This window comes from Terrabacter sp. P2_E3 (assembly GCF_056403915.1).
Genome location: NZ_JBFUEN010000005.1, coordinates 14,832 through 28,826, shown reverse-complemented (window position 1 = coordinate 28,826; position 13,995 = coordinate 14,832). Strand labels below are relative to the sequence as shown.

The following is a 13,995-nucleotide window of genomic DNA, read 5'->3' as shown; positions in this document are numbered from 1 at the left end:
GACCGACGCGTGGGCTCGGTCAGGGCCAACTGCTACGGGTTTCCCAGCGTTCTTTAAGGTCGGGCGCTCATAGTCGATGTCGTGAGTTGCTCCTGTGCGACTCGGTGATCTCCTCCCCCTGTCGGATCACCGGGTCAAGGGCACCCGCCCCTGCTGGTCGAGTTCGGCGACGTGACCAGCAGGGGCGGGTTTTTCTCGTTTCCGGCCTGCTCGCGCCCTCACATGGCGCCCTCACACGGCGCCCTCACACGGCGCCCTCACATGGCGCCGTCGGCGACCTCGACATCGGACAGCAGGGCCTGGACCTCGGCCGTCGTCGGCATCGCCGTCGAGCACCCGAGCCTGCCGGCGACGAGAGCACCGGCGACGTTGGCGAAGTGCAGGACGCGCTCGAGGTCCCACCCCTCGAGCAGGCCGTGCACGAGCGCCCCACCGAACGCGTCGCCCGCACCGAGGCCGTTGACGACCCTCACGGGGAAGGCGCCGACCCTCACCTGCTCGGAGGGCGTCATGGCGAGCACGCCCCCTGGTCCCTGCGTGACGACGGCGAGCTCGACGCCCGCCGCCAGGAGCGCGCGGGCCGCCCGCTCGGGGTCGGCCTCCCCCGTCGCGACCTCGCACTCCTCGACGTTGCCGACGGCGACGGTCGCGTGACCGACGGCCTCGCGCACCCGCCGACGGGCCTCGTCGGGGTCGCTCCAGAAGGCGGGCCGGTAGTCGAGGTCGAGGACGGTGAGCGGCGCCCGGCCGCGCTCCTCCCAGGCAGCGTGGTGGGCCGCTCGGCTCGGCTCCTGGCTGAGCCCGGTGACGGTCGACCAGTAGACCCGCGCCTCCCGGATCGCTTGCAGGGGAAGGGAGTCCGCCGTGATGAGAAGGTCTGGCGCGATCGGGTAGCGATAGGACCAGATCGGGAAGTGGTCAGGCGGGAACACCTCGCAGAAGGTGACCGGGGTCGGCGGCCCAGCGGTGATGGTCTGCACGTGAGCGTCGTCGACGCCGAGCTGCAGCAGCTCGCGATGGACGAAGCGTCCGAAGGCGTCGTCGGCCGTGGCGCTGACGAGCGTGGCGCGCCGACCGTGGCGGGCCGCGGCGACCGTGACGTTGGCCGCGCTGCCGCCGAGGAACTTCTCGAAGGTGCGCACCTCGTCGAGCGTGACGCCGTGCTGGAGGGGGTAGAGGTCGACGCCCACCCGACCCATCGCGACGAGGTCGTAGACGGTCATGGGAGCCTCCCACCGGTGCCGGGCCCACGCCGGCGTCTGGACCTCCACGCTAGCCGCGATCAGGTCACGGAATGGTCACGGCTCTTGACCGATGCCCTCCGGCACCCCCATTCTCCTCGTGAGAGCGCTCTCACGGCCCCGTCTCACGCACGGAGAGCGCTCCCACACCCACACTGGGGATGAGACCAAAGGAGCTCTCCATGACATCCCGTTCCACCCGGATCGGCGCGCCCTCCGTGCGCTCACGCCACGCCGTACTCGCCACCCTCACCGTCGGCCTGCTGGCCCTCTCGGCCTGCAGCTCGGGTTCGGGTGCCGACAGCCCCTCCACCCAGGCCGGCAGCACCGGTGGCGGCGGACCCGTCACCCTGACGCTCGCCACCTTCAACCAGTTCGGCTACGAGGAGCTCATCCCCGAGTTCGAGAAGTCGCACCCGAACATCAAGGTCACCCACAAGAAGGCCGCGACCTCCAACGAGGCCCGCGACAACTTCTTCACCCGCCTCTCGGCCGGCAGCGGCATGGCCGACGTCGAGGCCGTCGAGGTCGACTGGCTCCCGGAGATGCTCCAGTACTCCGACAAGTTCACCGACCTCAACTCCGCCGACGTCCAGGGCCGCTGGCTCGACTGGAAGGCCAAGGCCGCCACGGATGCCGAGGGCCACCTCATCGGCTACGGCACGGACTCCGGCCCCGAGGCCATCTGCTACCGCAGCGACCTCTTCAAGGCCGCCGGCCTGCCGAGCGACCGCGAGTCGGTCGCCAAGATGTTCGGCAACACCTGGGAGAGCTACTTCGCCGCCGGCAAGCAGTTCAAGGCCAAGTCGAAGGTCCCCTTCTTCGACAGCATCGGCGCCACCTACCAGGGCATGGTCAACCAGCTGGAGGCCGCCTACGAGAACCCGAGCGACGACGCGATCACCGCGACGGACAACGCCGCCGTCAAGAAGATCTACGACCAGGTCATCCAGGCCGGCATCACCGACGGTCTCTCGGCCAAGCTCCAGCAGTGGGGCGACGACTGGACCGCGAGCTACCAGAAGAACGGCTTCGCGACGATGCTCTGCCCCGGCTGGATGGTCGGAGTCATCGAGGGCAACGCCAAGGGCGTCAAGGGCTGGGACGTCGCCAACACCTTCCCCGGTGGCGGTGGCAACTGGGGCGGTTCGTACCTGACCGTGCCGAAGCAGAGCGCCCACCCGAAGGAGTCCCAGGAGCTCGCCGCGTGGCTGACCGCGCCCGAGCAGCAGATCAAGGCCTTCAAGAAGGTCGGTGCCTTCCCGAGCCAGAAGCAGGCCCTCGAGAGCCAGGACCTGCTCTCCTTCACGGTCGCGTCCTTCAACAACGCGCCGACCGGCCAGATCTTCGCCGACCGCGCCAAGGCCGTCACCATCACGCCGTACAAGGGCACCCACTACTTCGCGATCAACGACGCGATGCAGCAGGCCCTGACCCGCGTCGAGCAGGGCAGCTCCCCGCAGGAGTCGTGGGACAAGTGGGTCGGCGACGTCAAGGCCCTCGGCTGACCTGATCCCGCCGGTCGACGGGTCGAACGCCCGACCCGTCGACCAGCCGACCGCGGACGGCCCGGTGCACCCCTCACCGTTCACCCGGGCACCGGGCCGTCCGCCCGACCATCGGAAGCGCCATGACCGTTCAGTCCCCCACCCGCACGACGCAGCCGGACCCGCCCGGCGCCGCGGCGATCGTGCAGCGCACGCCCCTGCCGCCCCGCTCGGGATGGCGGCGCCGCCTGACGAAGCTCGACGAGAAGGGCGCGCCCTACGCATACGTCTCGCCGTTCTTCATCCTCTTCGGCATCGTCGGGCTCTTCCCGCTGCTGTACACCGCGTGGGTCTCGCTCCACAAGTGGAGCCTCATCGGGGGCCAGGGCGACTTCGTCGGGCTCAAGAACTACGCGGACGTGCTCGCGCAGCCCTACTTCTGGAACGCGCTGAAGAACACCGTCAGCATCTTCCTGCTCTCGAGCGTGCCGCAGGTCATCGCCGCGCTGCTCATCGCGGCCGCCCTCGACAGCGGGCTGCGGGCCCGCACGTTCTGGCGGATGGGGGTGCTGCTGCCCTACGTCGTGGCCCCCGTGGCCGTCGCCCTCATCTTCAGCGACCTCTTCGGCGACAAGTTCGGCCTCGTCAACCACCTGCTCGGCCTCGTCGGCATCGACCCGATCCAGTGGCACAAGGAGGTCCTGCCCAGCCACGTGGCCATCGCGACGATGGTCAACTTCCGGTGGACCGGCTACAACGCCCTGATCTTCCTCGCCGCCATGCAGGCCATCCCCCGCGACTACTACGAGGCGGCCATGATCGACGGCGCGGGCCGCATCCGCACCTTCTTCTCGATCACCATCCCGCAGCTGCGCGCGACGATCATCTTCGTCGTCATCACCTCGACGATCGGCGGCCTGCAGATCTTCGACGAGCCGCGGATGTACGACCAGTACGGCCTCGGCGGCGCCGACCGCCAGTGGCAGACGCTGACCCTCTACCTCTACCAGCTCGGCTGGACGCAGAAGAACTTCGGCCGCGCGGCCGCCGTGGCATGGATGCTCTTCCTCATCGTCATCGTCTTCGCGGTCGTCAACTTCCTCGTCACCCGCCGGATCGCCTCGAAGGGACAGCGATGACCGCCCCCACCCTGACCCCTGCGCCCGTGGTCAAGCCCCGACGGGGCACGAAGCTCGTGCGCCGCACCCAGGCCAGCCCGACGGCATACGTCTTCCTCGCGATCGTCCTCGTCGGCTCGGCGTTCCCGCTCTGGTGGTCCTACGTCATCGGCAGCAAGGACTCCGCGGCCATCGTGCAGGACCCGTTCTCGTTCGTCCCCGGCGGGCACTTCCTGCAGAACGCGAGCACCGTCGTCACGACGATCCCGTTCTGGAAGGCCCTCGGCAACAGCATCCTCGTCAGCTCCACGGTGGCCGTGCTCGTCGTGCTCTTCTCGGCGATGGCCGGCTTCGCCTTCGCCAAGCTGCGCTTCCGGGGTCGCAACGGTCTGCTCGTCTTCGTCATCGCGACGATGGCCGTGCCGACCCAGCTCGGGATCGTGCCGCTCTTCATCGTCATGAGCAAGCTCGGCTGGATCGGCAGCCTCTGGGCCGTCATCCTGCCCAGCGCCGTCAGCGCGTTCGGCGTCTTCTGGATGACGCAGTACCTCCAGGAGGCGCTGCCCGACGAGCTCATCGAGGCCTCGCGCGTCGACGGCGCGTCGACGCTGCGGACGTTCTGGTCCATCGCGCTGCCAGCCGCCCGCCCGGGTGCGGCGATGCTCGGCCTGTTCACCTTCATCGCGACGTGGACGAACTTCTTCTGGCCGTTCATCATCCTCGACCCCGGCAACCCGACGCTGCCCGTCGCCCTGCAGCAGCTGCAGGCCGCCTACTTCGTCGACTACTCCCTCGTGCTCAACGGGGTCGTGCTCATGGCGCTGCCCCTCATCGTCCTGTTCGTCTTCGCCGGGAGGCAGCTCGTCTCCGGCATCATGCAAGGAGCCGTCAAGGGATGACCGCCCAGACGCGTACCCACCAGACCCTCATCACGCCGGGCACGACGCCCGCGACGAATCTCCTCGTCGCACAAGGACGCCCGGTGCCGCAGGACTTCCTCCTCGGCGCCGCGACCGCGGCCTTCCAGATCGAGGGGGCCCGTCACGAGGACGGCCGCACCGACTCGATCTGGGACACCTTCTCGCACACCCCCGGCGCCGTCGTCGACGGTGACACCGGTGACGTCGCGTGCGAGCACTACCACCGGTATGCCGCCGACGTGGATCTCATGAGGTCGCTCGGCCTGCAGTCCTACCGCTTCTCGACGTCGTGGGGACGCATCTGCCCCGACGGCGGACCGGTCAACGCGAAGGGGCTCGACTTCTACGAGCGGCTCGTCGACTCGCTCATCGAGTCGGGCATCGCGCCGTGGCTCACGCTCTACCACTGGGACCTGCCGCAGGCCCTCGAGGACCGCGGCGGCTGGACCTCGCGCGAGACCGTCGACCGCTTCGTCGACTACGCGCTCGCCGTGCACGACCGGCTCGGCGACCGCGTGCGCACGTGGACGACCCTCAACGAGCCGTTCTGCTCGGCCTTCCTCGGCTACACCGCCGGCATGCACGCGCCGGGCCGCACCTCACCCGCCGACGGTCTCGCCGCCGCGCACCACCTCCTGCTCGGCCACGGCCGGGTCGTGCAGGAGCTGCGGGCCCGCGACGCCTCGCTCGAGCTGGGGCTGACCCTCAACTTCACCGTCGCCGACCCGCTCGATCCCTCGGACCCGCGCGACGTCGACGCCGCGCGCCGGGTCGACGCGCAGATGAACCGGATCTTCCTCGACCCGATCTTCCGCGGAGAGTATCCCGCCGACCTCCTCGAGGACGTCCGCCACCTGGGACTGACCGACCACGTCATGGACGGCGACCTCGAGGTGATCTCCACGCCCATCGACGTGCTCGGCGTCAACTACTACAACGGCGAGGCCATCGGCCACGAGCCGCCTGCCGACGCCCTCGACGACAGCGTGAACGGCGGCCGCACCACCCGATCGCCGTTCCCCGCCGCCGATGACGCCCACCGCCACCCGCGCGGGCTCCCCGTCACCGCGATGGACTGGGAGATCCAGCCCGAGGGGCTGACCCGCCTGCTCGTCCGGCTCCACGAGGAGTATGCCGGCCCGGCCGGGGTCGCCCTGCACGTGACGGAGAACGGCGCCGCCTTCGACGACGCCCCCGACGAGGACGGCTTCGTCGAGGACCGCGGCCGGACGGCATACGTCCGCTCGCACCTCGGCGCGATCCTCGACGCCGTCGACGCGGGGGTCCCCGTGCGCGGCTACTTCTACTGGTCGCTGCTCGACAACTTCGAGTGGGCCTGGGGCTACGCCAAGCGCTTCGGTATCGTCCGAGTCGACTACGACACCCAGGTGCGCACGCCCAAGGCGAGCGCGCTCGACTTCGCCCGCATCATCTCGACGCGGAGGCTGCCCAGCCCGTGGGACGCCCCGGCCACGAGCGGTGACGGCGACGACCCTGCAGGAGAATCGACACCATGAGCGACGGGACGCTGGCCACCCCCGTCGGACGACCCACCCTCGAGGAGGTCGCCCGGGTGGCCGGCGTGTCCCGGGCCACGGTCTCGCGCGTCATCAACGGCTCACCCCGGGTCAGCCCGGACGTGCTCGTCGTCGTCGAGAAGGCCATCGCCGAGCTCGACTACGTGCCCAACCGGGCCGCACGGTCACTCGTCGCCCGCGCGACGATGTCGATCGCGCTCGTCGTGCCCGAGGACACGCACCGCTTCTTCGGCGACCCGTACTTCGCCGACGTCGTCCAGGGCATCAGCGACCGGCTCGACGACAGCGACTACGTGCTCAACCTCCAGCTGACGCACCCGAGCTCGCCGTCGGAGAAGACGAAGCGCTACCTGCTCGGCGGCAACGTCGACGGCGCCATCGTCGTCTCGCACCACTCCGGCGACCACTTCCTCACCTCGCTCAGCCGGTCGCTGCCCGTGGTCTTCGGCGGGCGACCGATCGGCGAGGCCAAGGACCGCGACTACTACATCGACGTCGACAACCGGCTCGGCGGCGTCCGGGGCACCCGGCACCTCATCGACCGGGGTCGCACCGCCATCGCGACGATCACCGGACCGGCCGACATGCCGGCCTCGGTCGACCGCGAGCAGGGCTGGCGCGACGCCCTCGCCGAGGCCGGGCTGTCCGACCACCGCCTCGCGCGTGGCGACTTCACCGAGGCCGGCGGCATCCGCGCCGCGCTCGCCCTCATCGACGAGCACCCCGACCTCGACGCGCTCTTCGTCGCGAGCGACCTCATGGCGAGCGGGGCGCTGCTCGCGCTCGACGAGCGCGGGCTGCGGGTGCCTGACGACGTCGCGATCGTCGGTTTCGACAACAGCAAGTACGCCACCCGCGGCAAGGTGGGGCTGACCACCGTGGCCCAGCCCGCCCAGGAGATGGGCGTCGTCATGGCCGACACGCTGCTGCGCCTGCTCGCGGGCGAGTCCCCGCCCCGGGTCACGACGCTCGACACGGAGCTCGTCGTCCGCGACTCGAGCTGACGGGCAGCGGAAGTGCGGGGAACTCGTGTGCCCCCCGTGACAACCTCCCGCGGCACGCGAGCGTCCTGATCTGCATCGGCTCGACGAGCGAGCCCACCAGACAGGGGATCCATCACATGTCCGTCACGCGTGCCCTCACCGCCATCGCCCTCGCCACCGCGACGACCATCGGCACGACCGCCCTCGTCGTCGCTCCGGCGCACGCCGGGGGCGCACCCGATCTCGGCACCGTGGACGTCGACCGCCAGGCCCGCCTGCACGTCGGCGTCGTCACCCTTCGAGGCACCTACACGTGCACCCTGCCCGACTCGCCGGCGCTCTCCGGTCCGGGGACGCTGGGCCTCGAGCTCGTGTCTCGGTCGGGGGCAGCCGCCACGACACCGCTCACGGTCTCGGTCCCGGTCACGTGCGACGGGACCGAGCGCAGCTGGACCGTCTCCACCGCCGCGGGTTCGCTGCGCCAGGGCCGGGCCTGGGTGCACGGCCACCTCGAGGTGCCCGATGCCGCCGGCAGCACGCCCTGGGAGCTCTTCGACACGACGGTCGCGGTGGTCGGCCGCCGCTGAAGGGCCCGCCTCACCGCGAGCCGGCGGCACACCTTGGGGTCAGCGACAGCTTGGTGTCAGCGGCTCAAGGAGGACGGCGTGGGTCGACCCGAGCGTGTGCGCGCCGCCGCTCGGGGAGGTATGACGAAGGGCCGGGCTCCGCCTGTGCGGAGCCCGGCCCTTCGACGTGTCAGACCTCGACGGTCAGGCGGGGACGACCTCGAACTTGAGGGTCGCCGCGACCTCGGGGTGCAGACGGACGGTCGCCTCGTAGGAGCCGAGCGTCTTGATGGCCTGCTTGACCTCGATCTTGCGCTTGTCGAGCTCCGGGCCACCGGCAGCCTTGACGGCCGCGGCGATGTCGCCGTTGCTGACGGCACCGAAGAGGCGACCGGACTGGCCGGACTTGGCCGGGACCTTGACCGACGTGGCCTCGAGCTGGCCCTTGACACCCTTGGCGGTGTCGAGGTCCTTGATCTCGCGAACCGCACGGCCCTTGGTCAGGGCGTCGACCTGCTTCTGGCCGCCCTTGGTCCACGGGGTCGCGAGACCGCGCGGCATGAGGAAGTTCCTCCCGTAGCCGTCCTTGACCTCGACGATGTCACCAGCAGCACCGAGGCCGGTGACCTCGTGCGTGAGAATGAGCTTCATGGTGTTCTCCTCGTTCCCGAAACCGGCTCAGCGAGCCGAGCTCGAGTAGGGCAGCAGGGCCATCTCACGGGCGTTCTTGACGGCCGTGGCGATGAGACGCTGCTCCTGGGTGGACACACCGGTCACGCGACGCGCGCGGATCTTGCCGCGGTCGGAGATGAACTTGCGCAGGAGCGCAGTGTCCTTGTAGTCGATGTTCTCGACCTTCGCCGCCTTCAGCGGGTTGGCCTTCTTCTTGGGCTTGCGCACAACGGGCTTTGCCATCGTGGTGCTCTCCTTCTTGATGAGAGCCCGGGGTTTGGTGCCCCGGGATGGGTTAAAGAACTACTGGGGTATGCCGTCCGGCTGAGTCACCGGACGGCGGTGCTGACCTGCTCGATCAGAAGGGGGGCTCGTCGTAGCTGGGGGCTGCGCCCCAACCACCACCCTGCTGGCCACCGGCAGCCGGCTGACCGCCACCGGAGCCACCGCTCCAGCCGCCGCCCTGCTGACCACCTGCGGCCGGGGCACCCTGGGCACCGCCGGCAGAGCCGCCGGTCGCCCACGGGTCCTCGGCCTGGCCGCCGCCGGAGCCACCGCTCCAGCCGCCACCCTGGCCCTGGCCGCCGCCGAAGCCGCCACCACCGCCGCCGGCACCGCGCTGGGTCTTGTTGACCTTGGCGGTGGCGCTGCGCAGGGACGGGCCGATCTCGTCGACGTCCATCTCCACGACGGTGCGCTTCTCGCCTTCCTTCGTCTCGTAGGAACGAGACTTCAGCCGGCCGGACACGATCACGCGCATGCCCCGCTGGCACGACTCGGCGACGTTCTCCGCCGCGTCGCGCCACACCGAGCAGCGCATGAACAGCGTCTCGCCGTCCTTCCACTCATTGCTCTGGCGGTCGAACTGCCGCGGCGTCGAGGCCACGGTGAAGTTCGCGACCGCAGCCCCGGACGGCGTGAAACGCAGCTCGGGGTCGGCGGTCAGGTTGCCGATGATCGTGATGACGGTGTCGCCTGCCATGGACCAGTCCTTCGTCGGTTGATCGAGCGGATCAGTAACTTCGCTGAATCAGGCGCCGGGGCGCAGCAGCTTGGTGCGCATGACCGACTCGCTGAGGTTCAGCTGGCGGTCGAGCTCCTGGGCGGTGGCCGGCTCGGTCGTCATGTTGACGACGACGTAGATGCCCTCGGACTTCTTCTTGATGTCGTAGGCAAGACGGCGGCGGCCCCAGATGTCGACGTTCTCGACGGTGCCCCCGTCGTTCTTCACGACGGTGAGGAACTTGTCCATCGTCTTGTCGACGGTGCGCTCTTCGGTCTCCGGGTCGAGGATGACCATGAGTTCGTACTGACGCATGCTTCTAACCCACCTCCTCTGGTCTCGGCGGTCACGAGTCTCTCTCGTGACAGGAGGGTTGCATTCGTCCCGCCGCGAGCCTGGGGCCCGGCCTGATCTTCCAGCCGGGTTCAGCCTCGCAGACCTCACCGACATCGGTCGGTTCGATCCACAGGCCACCGGGCACACGGCGAACTGGGCAAGACTACCGGCCCGGACGGCATACTCCGAAATCGGAGGGCCCTCGCCCGACCACGGCTCAGGAGAAGCGGACGATGAGCCGGTCCTCGGCGCCGCTCATCGGGCCCGCGAGGTCGTCGGGCTCACCCTTCGACCGGCTCCACCGGTCGCGGGCCCGCAGCCACACGACGGCCACGAGCCACAGCACGGCCACGACGCGCAGCATCGAGAAGAAGGCGTACCACGACGCCGGCAGACCACGATCGGGCACGGTCGTCGCCGCGATCGTCAGCCACACCGCGACGAAGTTGAGCGTCTCGGCGCCGGCCCAGATGAGGTGGTCGCGCCACTGGAGGGCGCACCACGCGATGAGCGGCAGCAGCCACAGCGAGCTCTGCACGGTGAACGACTTGCCGGTGACGAGCACGATGCCGACCATGACGAGCGACACCTCGGCGATCGTCGGGCGTCGGGCCGACGACAGCGCGAGCACCGCCCCGACCACGAGGGCGACGAGCCAGCCGACGACGGCGAGCGCCGTGACGGCCCCCGTGGGCAGGGGGTGCCCGGCGAGCTGCGGCAGCAGCCACGGTGAGCCGTAGCCGGCTCCGGCCGACGCCCACCCCTGGTAGGGGGAGGCGGCCGCCTCGCGGTTGAGCAGCCAGAGCCCGGAGAGCAGCGCGCCGAACGTCAGCAGCGCGTAGCCGACGACGCGACCCATCTCGCGCAGCCGACCGGACCGGACGCAGAGCAGCGCGATCGCGACGAGGATGAGCACGGGATAGGTCCGCGCCCCGATGGCGAGCCCGAGCAGCACTCCGGCGAGCGTCGGGTTGCGCCGCGACCACGCCCACATGCCGGCGCTGGCCAGCGCCACCCCGAGCAGGTCGGCCGAGATGAACCCGGCCAGCACGACGACGGGGGACAGCGCGACGTGCGCCGCCGAGATGGGTCGAGCGGCCGACGACGCGACGAGCCACACGATGACGAGCAGCAGCAGGGTCAGCAGCACCGACCACAGTGCGAAGTACCACGCGGCCCGCGTCTTGAGCGATCCGTCGTCGGGGCCGAGGCTCGCGACGGCCGTGAGCACGAGCCCGGTCAGGGGCGGCTGCCCGGTGACCGGCGCGCCGTCGCCGCCCTGGAGGTATGCCGCGAGGCCGGCCTTGAGGTTCGCGTCGCGGTACGCCGTGGGCAGGTCGGCGTAGCAGGCGCTCCAGAACTGGGTGTCGCCCGTGAAGCCGGTGCGCAGGCAGGGGGCGCGCAGCAGGATCGCGAGCCCGGCGGTGACGGCCGTCAGGGCCGACAGCAGCGCGGCCGTGAGCACCCACGGGAGCTCACGGGCTGCGGCATACCGTCCGCGGGGGCCTCCGATGATCTCGGAGGCCGCCCGCACGACGGGGTCGTCGACCTTCTCGGTCACCGGACGGTCACCCCGTCACCCCGTCACGGTCCCCGGCCCGCGCGCGCGTCATGGGGCGTTGCCGGGTTTGGTCGAGGTGGGCGACGGCCCTCCTCCCCCGGGCAGGGGAATCGTGATCGTCGGCTGCGTCGTCGTCGGCTGGGGCTTCCCGGTGCCGTTCGTCTTCGTCGGCTGCTGCGTCGTCGTCGGGGGTGCCGTCGTGGTGGTCGGCGCCTGTGTCGTCGTCGTCGCGGGCGCCTGGGTCGTCGTCTGCGGCGGCGGCGTGAACGTCGTCGTCGGGGTCGGGATCTTGTCGTCGCCGACACCAGCGCGGTTCGGGAAGTCCTGGACCTCCATGTTGTCCGTCACGACCTTCATGAAGTCGTAGAAGACGTCGGCCGGGATCGTGCCACCCGTGAGGTTGGTGTCCTCGGAGCTCGTCAGCGTCTGCGGGTTCCCGTTCGCGTCGGGCTTGTACATGCCGATGGACACCGCGAGCTGCGGGATGAACCCGGAGAACCAGATCGACTTCGCCTCTGAGGAGGTGCCCGTCTTGCCCGCGACCGGGCGGTTCAGGCGCTGGAGCTTCGTCGCGGTGCCGCCGTCCTTGACGGTGTAGGTCATGGCGTCGGTGACGTCGGCGGTCACGTCCTTGTCGAAGGCGCGCTTCGTCTGCGGCTTGGCGTCGTAGGTGAAGTCACCGGTCGTCGAGGTGACCTTCTTGACGAAGTACGGCTTGGCCCGGACTCCCTGCGAGGCGATCGTCGAGTAGGCCGTGGCCATGTCGATGACGTGCGGCGAGGCCGTGCCGAGGACGTTGGTGAGGGTCTCGTCGAGACCCGGCGTCCGCGCGGGGATGCCGGCGTCGATCGCCGCCTGCCGGGTCAGGGCCGGCGTGATCGTGTTGTTGAGGTTGACGAAGGCCGTGTTGATCGAGCGACCGATCATCCGGCGCATGTCGACCATGCCGTAGGAGCGGTCGCCGAAGTTCGTGATCTTCGTGCCGTCGATCTCCTGGGGCTGGTCGCCGTCGAACTTCGTCTTCGTGGACACGCCGTCGCGGACCGCCGCGAGGACGGCGAACGGCTTGAAGTTCGAGGCGCCCTGCATGATCGCCTGGGTCGAGGTGTTGAACTGCGACTTGGCGTAGTCGGCGCCGCCGTACATCGCGACCACGGCACCGTCGCCGGGCCGGACCGCGACGAGGCCGCCCTGCACCTTCTTGGGCAGGTTGTCCTGCATCGCCGCGATCGCCGCGGTCTGGGCCTTCTTGTCGATCGTCGTGACGATGCGCAGGCCACCGTTGTCGATGTCCTGCTCCGAGAGGCCGGTCGAGACGAGCTCGCGCTTGACCTGGGCGGTGATGAAGCCGTTGGGGCCCGACGAGAATCTGTTGCCTTTGTAGGCCTGGATCTTCGGCAGCTCGGTGTACTTGGCCCGCTCGGCCGCGCTGAGCCAGCCCTCCTGCACCATCCCGTCGAGGACGTACGCGTAGCGCTTGGTGAGGTTGGCCTCGGCCGTGTCGCCGTTGGCCGGGTCGTAGAGGGAGGGCGCGTTGATGACCGACGCGAGCACGGCGCCCTCGCCGACGGTGAGCTTGGAGACGTCCTTGCCGAAGTATGCCTTGGCCGCGCTCTGGATGCCGTAGGCGCCGCGGCCGTAGTAGATGGTGTTGAGGTACTTCTCGAGGATCTCGGCCTTGGAGAGCTGGCCGTCGATCTTGACCGCGATGAGGATCTCCTTGGCCTTGCGGGAGATCGTGCGGTCCTGGGTGAGGAAGTAGTTCTTGACGTACTGCTGGGTGATCGTGGAGCCACCGACCTGGGTCTCACCGGTGACGCTCGTCTTGACGGCGCGCAGGATGCCGCCGACCGAGATGCCGTTGTTCTGGTAGAACGTGCGGTCCTCGGCGGCGATGTGGGCGTCCTGGACGAACTTGGGCACCTGCTTGAGCTTGACCGACTCGCGGTTGCCGTCCTGGACGGCGATGCGGTCGAGCTCGGTCTTGCCGTCGCTGTAGTAGACGATCGAGACCTGCTTGTTGGCCAGCTCGTTGGGCTGCGGGATGGCGGTCTGGTTGTAGGCGATGACGACGCCGACGACGCCGAGCACGAGCAGCACCGCGGCGGCGATCGAGCCCCACTTGAGCGTGCCGATGGCCCACTTCTTCCAGCCGGTGCGGCCCTCGCCCTCACCGTCGGCGAAGCCGGCGGTCCCTGCGGACCGGCCGTTGCCGTTGCCATTCCCTGCGCGCTGGGGCCGGCCCTTGTCGGCCGCCAGCTGGGCAGCGCGGATGTCGCGCCTGCTCTGCGTCACAACCTGCTCCATTCACTGATCAGGCCCGAGAAACCGTCCCGGGCCGCCACTCAGTATGACCTGACCGGCGCCGTGACGACGAAACGACGGAGGCGGCTCACACGACCCGCACACGTTCTCCACAGTCTCCTGTCACCCACGCGGGGCGCCCGGATGACGAGATCATGACCGACTCCTGTCGGCGGACTGACGGCCCGCTCTCGCGGTCGTGACCGCGCTCTGAGGGGTCCCTGAGAGGTTCCCGTGTTCCGACGTCCCGCGGGGCGCAGCAGCGG

General features: G+C 69.8%; 13 protein-coding genes. 6 read left to right on the top strand and 7 right to left on the bottom strand.

Features of this window, described 5'->3' with window-relative positions:
• Positions 1–257 precede the first annotated feature (257 nt).
• Positions 258–1,223 (bottom strand): 5-dehydro-2-deoxygluconokinase, encoded by a 966-nt coding sequence (iolC, locus tag AC1DW8_RS07860; protein ID WP_478093080.1) that lies wholly within the window; start codon positions 1,221–1,223, stop codon positions 258–260.
• Positions 1,224–1,423: 200 nt separating this feature from the next.
• Here iolC and AC1DW8_RS07855 point away from each other — a divergent pair, with 200 nt between their 5' ends.
• The 6 genes from AC1DW8_RS07855 to AC1DW8_RS07830 all read left to right on the top strand — a co-directional run bounded on the left by AC1DW8_RS07855 (position 1,424) and on the right by AC1DW8_RS07830 (position 7,874).
• Complete coding sequence (locus AC1DW8_RS07855) at positions 1,424–2,749, top strand: ABC transporter substrate-binding protein (protein WP_478093078.1); 1,326 nt, start codon at positions 1,424–1,426, stop codon at positions 2,747–2,749.
• A gap of 122 nt (positions 2,750–2,871) precedes the next feature.
• Positions 2,872–3,867 (top strand): carbohydrate ABC transporter permease, encoded by a 996-nt coding sequence (locus tag AC1DW8_RS07850; RefSeq protein WP_478093076.1) that lies wholly within the window; start codon positions 2,872–2,874, stop codon positions 3,865–3,867.
• Entirely contained in the window at positions 3,864–4,745 is an 882-nt protein-coding gene (locus tag AC1DW8_RS07845) for a carbohydrate ABC transporter permease (protein ID WP_056779603.1), read from the top strand. Before AC1DW8_RS07850 ends, AC1DW8_RS07845 begins: the two co-directional genes overlap by 4 nt.
• Complete coding sequence (locus tag AC1DW8_RS07840; protein ID WP_478093074.1) at positions 4,742–6,283, top strand: GH1 family beta-glucosidase; 1,542 nt, start codon at positions 4,742–4,744, stop codon at positions 6,281–6,283. Before AC1DW8_RS07845 ends, AC1DW8_RS07840 begins: the two co-directional genes overlap by 4 nt.
• Positions 6,280–7,308, top strand: a complete 1,029-nt coding sequence (locus AC1DW8_RS07835; protein WP_056779605.1) for a LacI family DNA-binding transcriptional regulator — start codon at positions 6,280–6,282, stop codon at positions 7,306–7,308. The genes AC1DW8_RS07840 and AC1DW8_RS07835 overlap by 4 nt, the downstream gene beginning before the upstream one ends.
• 116 nt (positions 7,309–7,424) lie before the next feature.
• The gene (locus tag AC1DW8_RS07830) at positions 7,425–7,874 is read left to right on the top strand and encodes a DUF6299 family protein (RefSeq protein ID WP_478093072.1); all 450 of its coding nucleotides are present in this window, start codon (positions 7,425–7,427) and stop codon (positions 7,872–7,874) included.
• Between the two features lie 183 nt (positions 7,875–8,057).
• On the opposite strand, the gene rplI is transcribed toward AC1DW8_RS07830, so the two are convergent.
• The 6 genes from rplI to AC1DW8_RS07800 form a co-directional block, all read right to left on the bottom strand.
• On the bottom strand, positions 8,058–8,504 hold the full coding sequence (gene rplI / locus AC1DW8_RS07825) for a 50S ribosomal protein L9 (RefSeq protein WP_056750292.1): 447 nt from the start codon (positions 8,502–8,504) through the stop codon (positions 8,058–8,060).
• Between the two features lie 27 nt (positions 8,505–8,531).
• Positions 8,532–8,768 carry a 30S ribosomal protein S18 gene (rpsR, locus tag AC1DW8_RS07820; protein ID WP_056779614.1) on the bottom strand — a complete coding sequence of 79 codons (237 nt, stop codon included), beginning with the start codon at positions 8,766–8,768 and terminating at the stop codon, positions 8,532–8,534.
• A 115-nt stretch (positions 8,769–8,883) separates the two neighbouring features.
• Entirely contained in the window at positions 8,884–9,507 is a 624-nt protein-coding gene (locus AC1DW8_RS07815; RefSeq protein ID WP_056779617.1) for a single-stranded DNA-binding protein, read from the bottom strand.
• A gap of 48 nt (positions 9,508–9,555) precedes the next feature.
• On the bottom strand, positions 9,556–9,843 hold the full coding sequence (rpsF, locus tag AC1DW8_RS07810; RefSeq protein WP_028785248.1) for a 30S ribosomal protein S6: 288 nt from the start codon (positions 9,841–9,843) through the stop codon (positions 9,556–9,558).
• A gap of 238 nt (positions 9,844–10,081) precedes the next feature.
• The gene (locus AC1DW8_RS07805) at positions 10,082–11,425 is read right to left on the bottom strand and encodes a glycosyltransferase 87 family protein (RefSeq protein WP_056779620.1); all 1,344 of its coding nucleotides are present in this window, start codon (positions 11,423–11,425) and stop codon (positions 10,082–10,084) included.
• A 48-nt stretch (positions 11,426–11,473) separates the two neighbouring features.
• On the bottom strand, positions 11,474–13,720 hold the full coding sequence (locus AC1DW8_RS07800; RefSeq protein WP_478093068.1) for a transglycosylase domain-containing protein: 2,247 nt from the start codon (positions 13,718–13,720) through the stop codon (positions 11,474–11,476).
• Positions 13,721–13,995: the final 275 nt, after the last annotated feature.

What these genes read in the sequence shown, in the direction of transcription:
- iolC (WP_478093080.1), bottom strand. Translation starts at nt 1,223, where the DNA reads ATGACCGTCTACGACCTCGTCGCGATGGGTCGGGTGGGCGTCGACCTC.
- AC1DW8_RS07855 (WP_478093078.1), top strand. Translation starts at nt 1,424, where the DNA reads ATGACATCCCGTTCCACCCGGATCGGCGCGCCCTCCGTGCGCTCACGC.
- AC1DW8_RS07850 (WP_478093076.1), top strand. Translation starts at nt 2,872, where the DNA reads ATGACCGTTCAGTCCCCCACCCGCACGACGCAGCCGGACCCGCCCGGC.
- AC1DW8_RS07845 (WP_056779603.1), top strand. Translation starts at nt 3,864, where the DNA reads ATGACCGCCCCCACCCTGACCCCTGCGCCCGTGGTCAAGCCCCGACGG.
- AC1DW8_RS07840 (WP_478093074.1), top strand. Translation starts at nt 4,742, where the DNA reads ATGACCGCCCAGACGCGTACCCACCAGACCCTCATCACGCCGGGCACG.
- AC1DW8_RS07835 (WP_056779605.1), top strand. Translation starts at nt 6,280, where the DNA reads ATGAGCGACGGGACGCTGGCCACCCCCGTCGGACGACCCACCCTCGAG.
- AC1DW8_RS07830 (WP_478093072.1), top strand. Translation starts at nt 7,425, where the DNA reads ATGTCCGTCACGCGTGCCCTCACCGCCATCGCCCTCGCCACCGCGACG.
- rplI (WP_056750292.1), bottom strand. Translation starts at nt 8,504, where the DNA reads ATGAAGCTCATTCTCACGCACGAGGTCACCGGCCTCGGTGCTGCTGGT.
- rpsR (WP_056779614.1), bottom strand. Translation starts at nt 8,768, where the DNA reads ATGGCAAAGCCCGTTGTGCGCAAGCCCAAGAAGAAGGCCAACCCGCTG.
- AC1DW8_RS07815 (WP_056779617.1), bottom strand. Translation starts at nt 9,507, where the DNA reads ATGGCAGGCGACACCGTCATCACGATCATCGGCAACCTGACCGCCGAC.
- rpsF (WP_028785248.1), bottom strand. Translation starts at nt 9,843, where the DNA reads ATGCGTCAGTACGAACTCATGGTCATCCTCGACCCGGAGACCGAAGAG.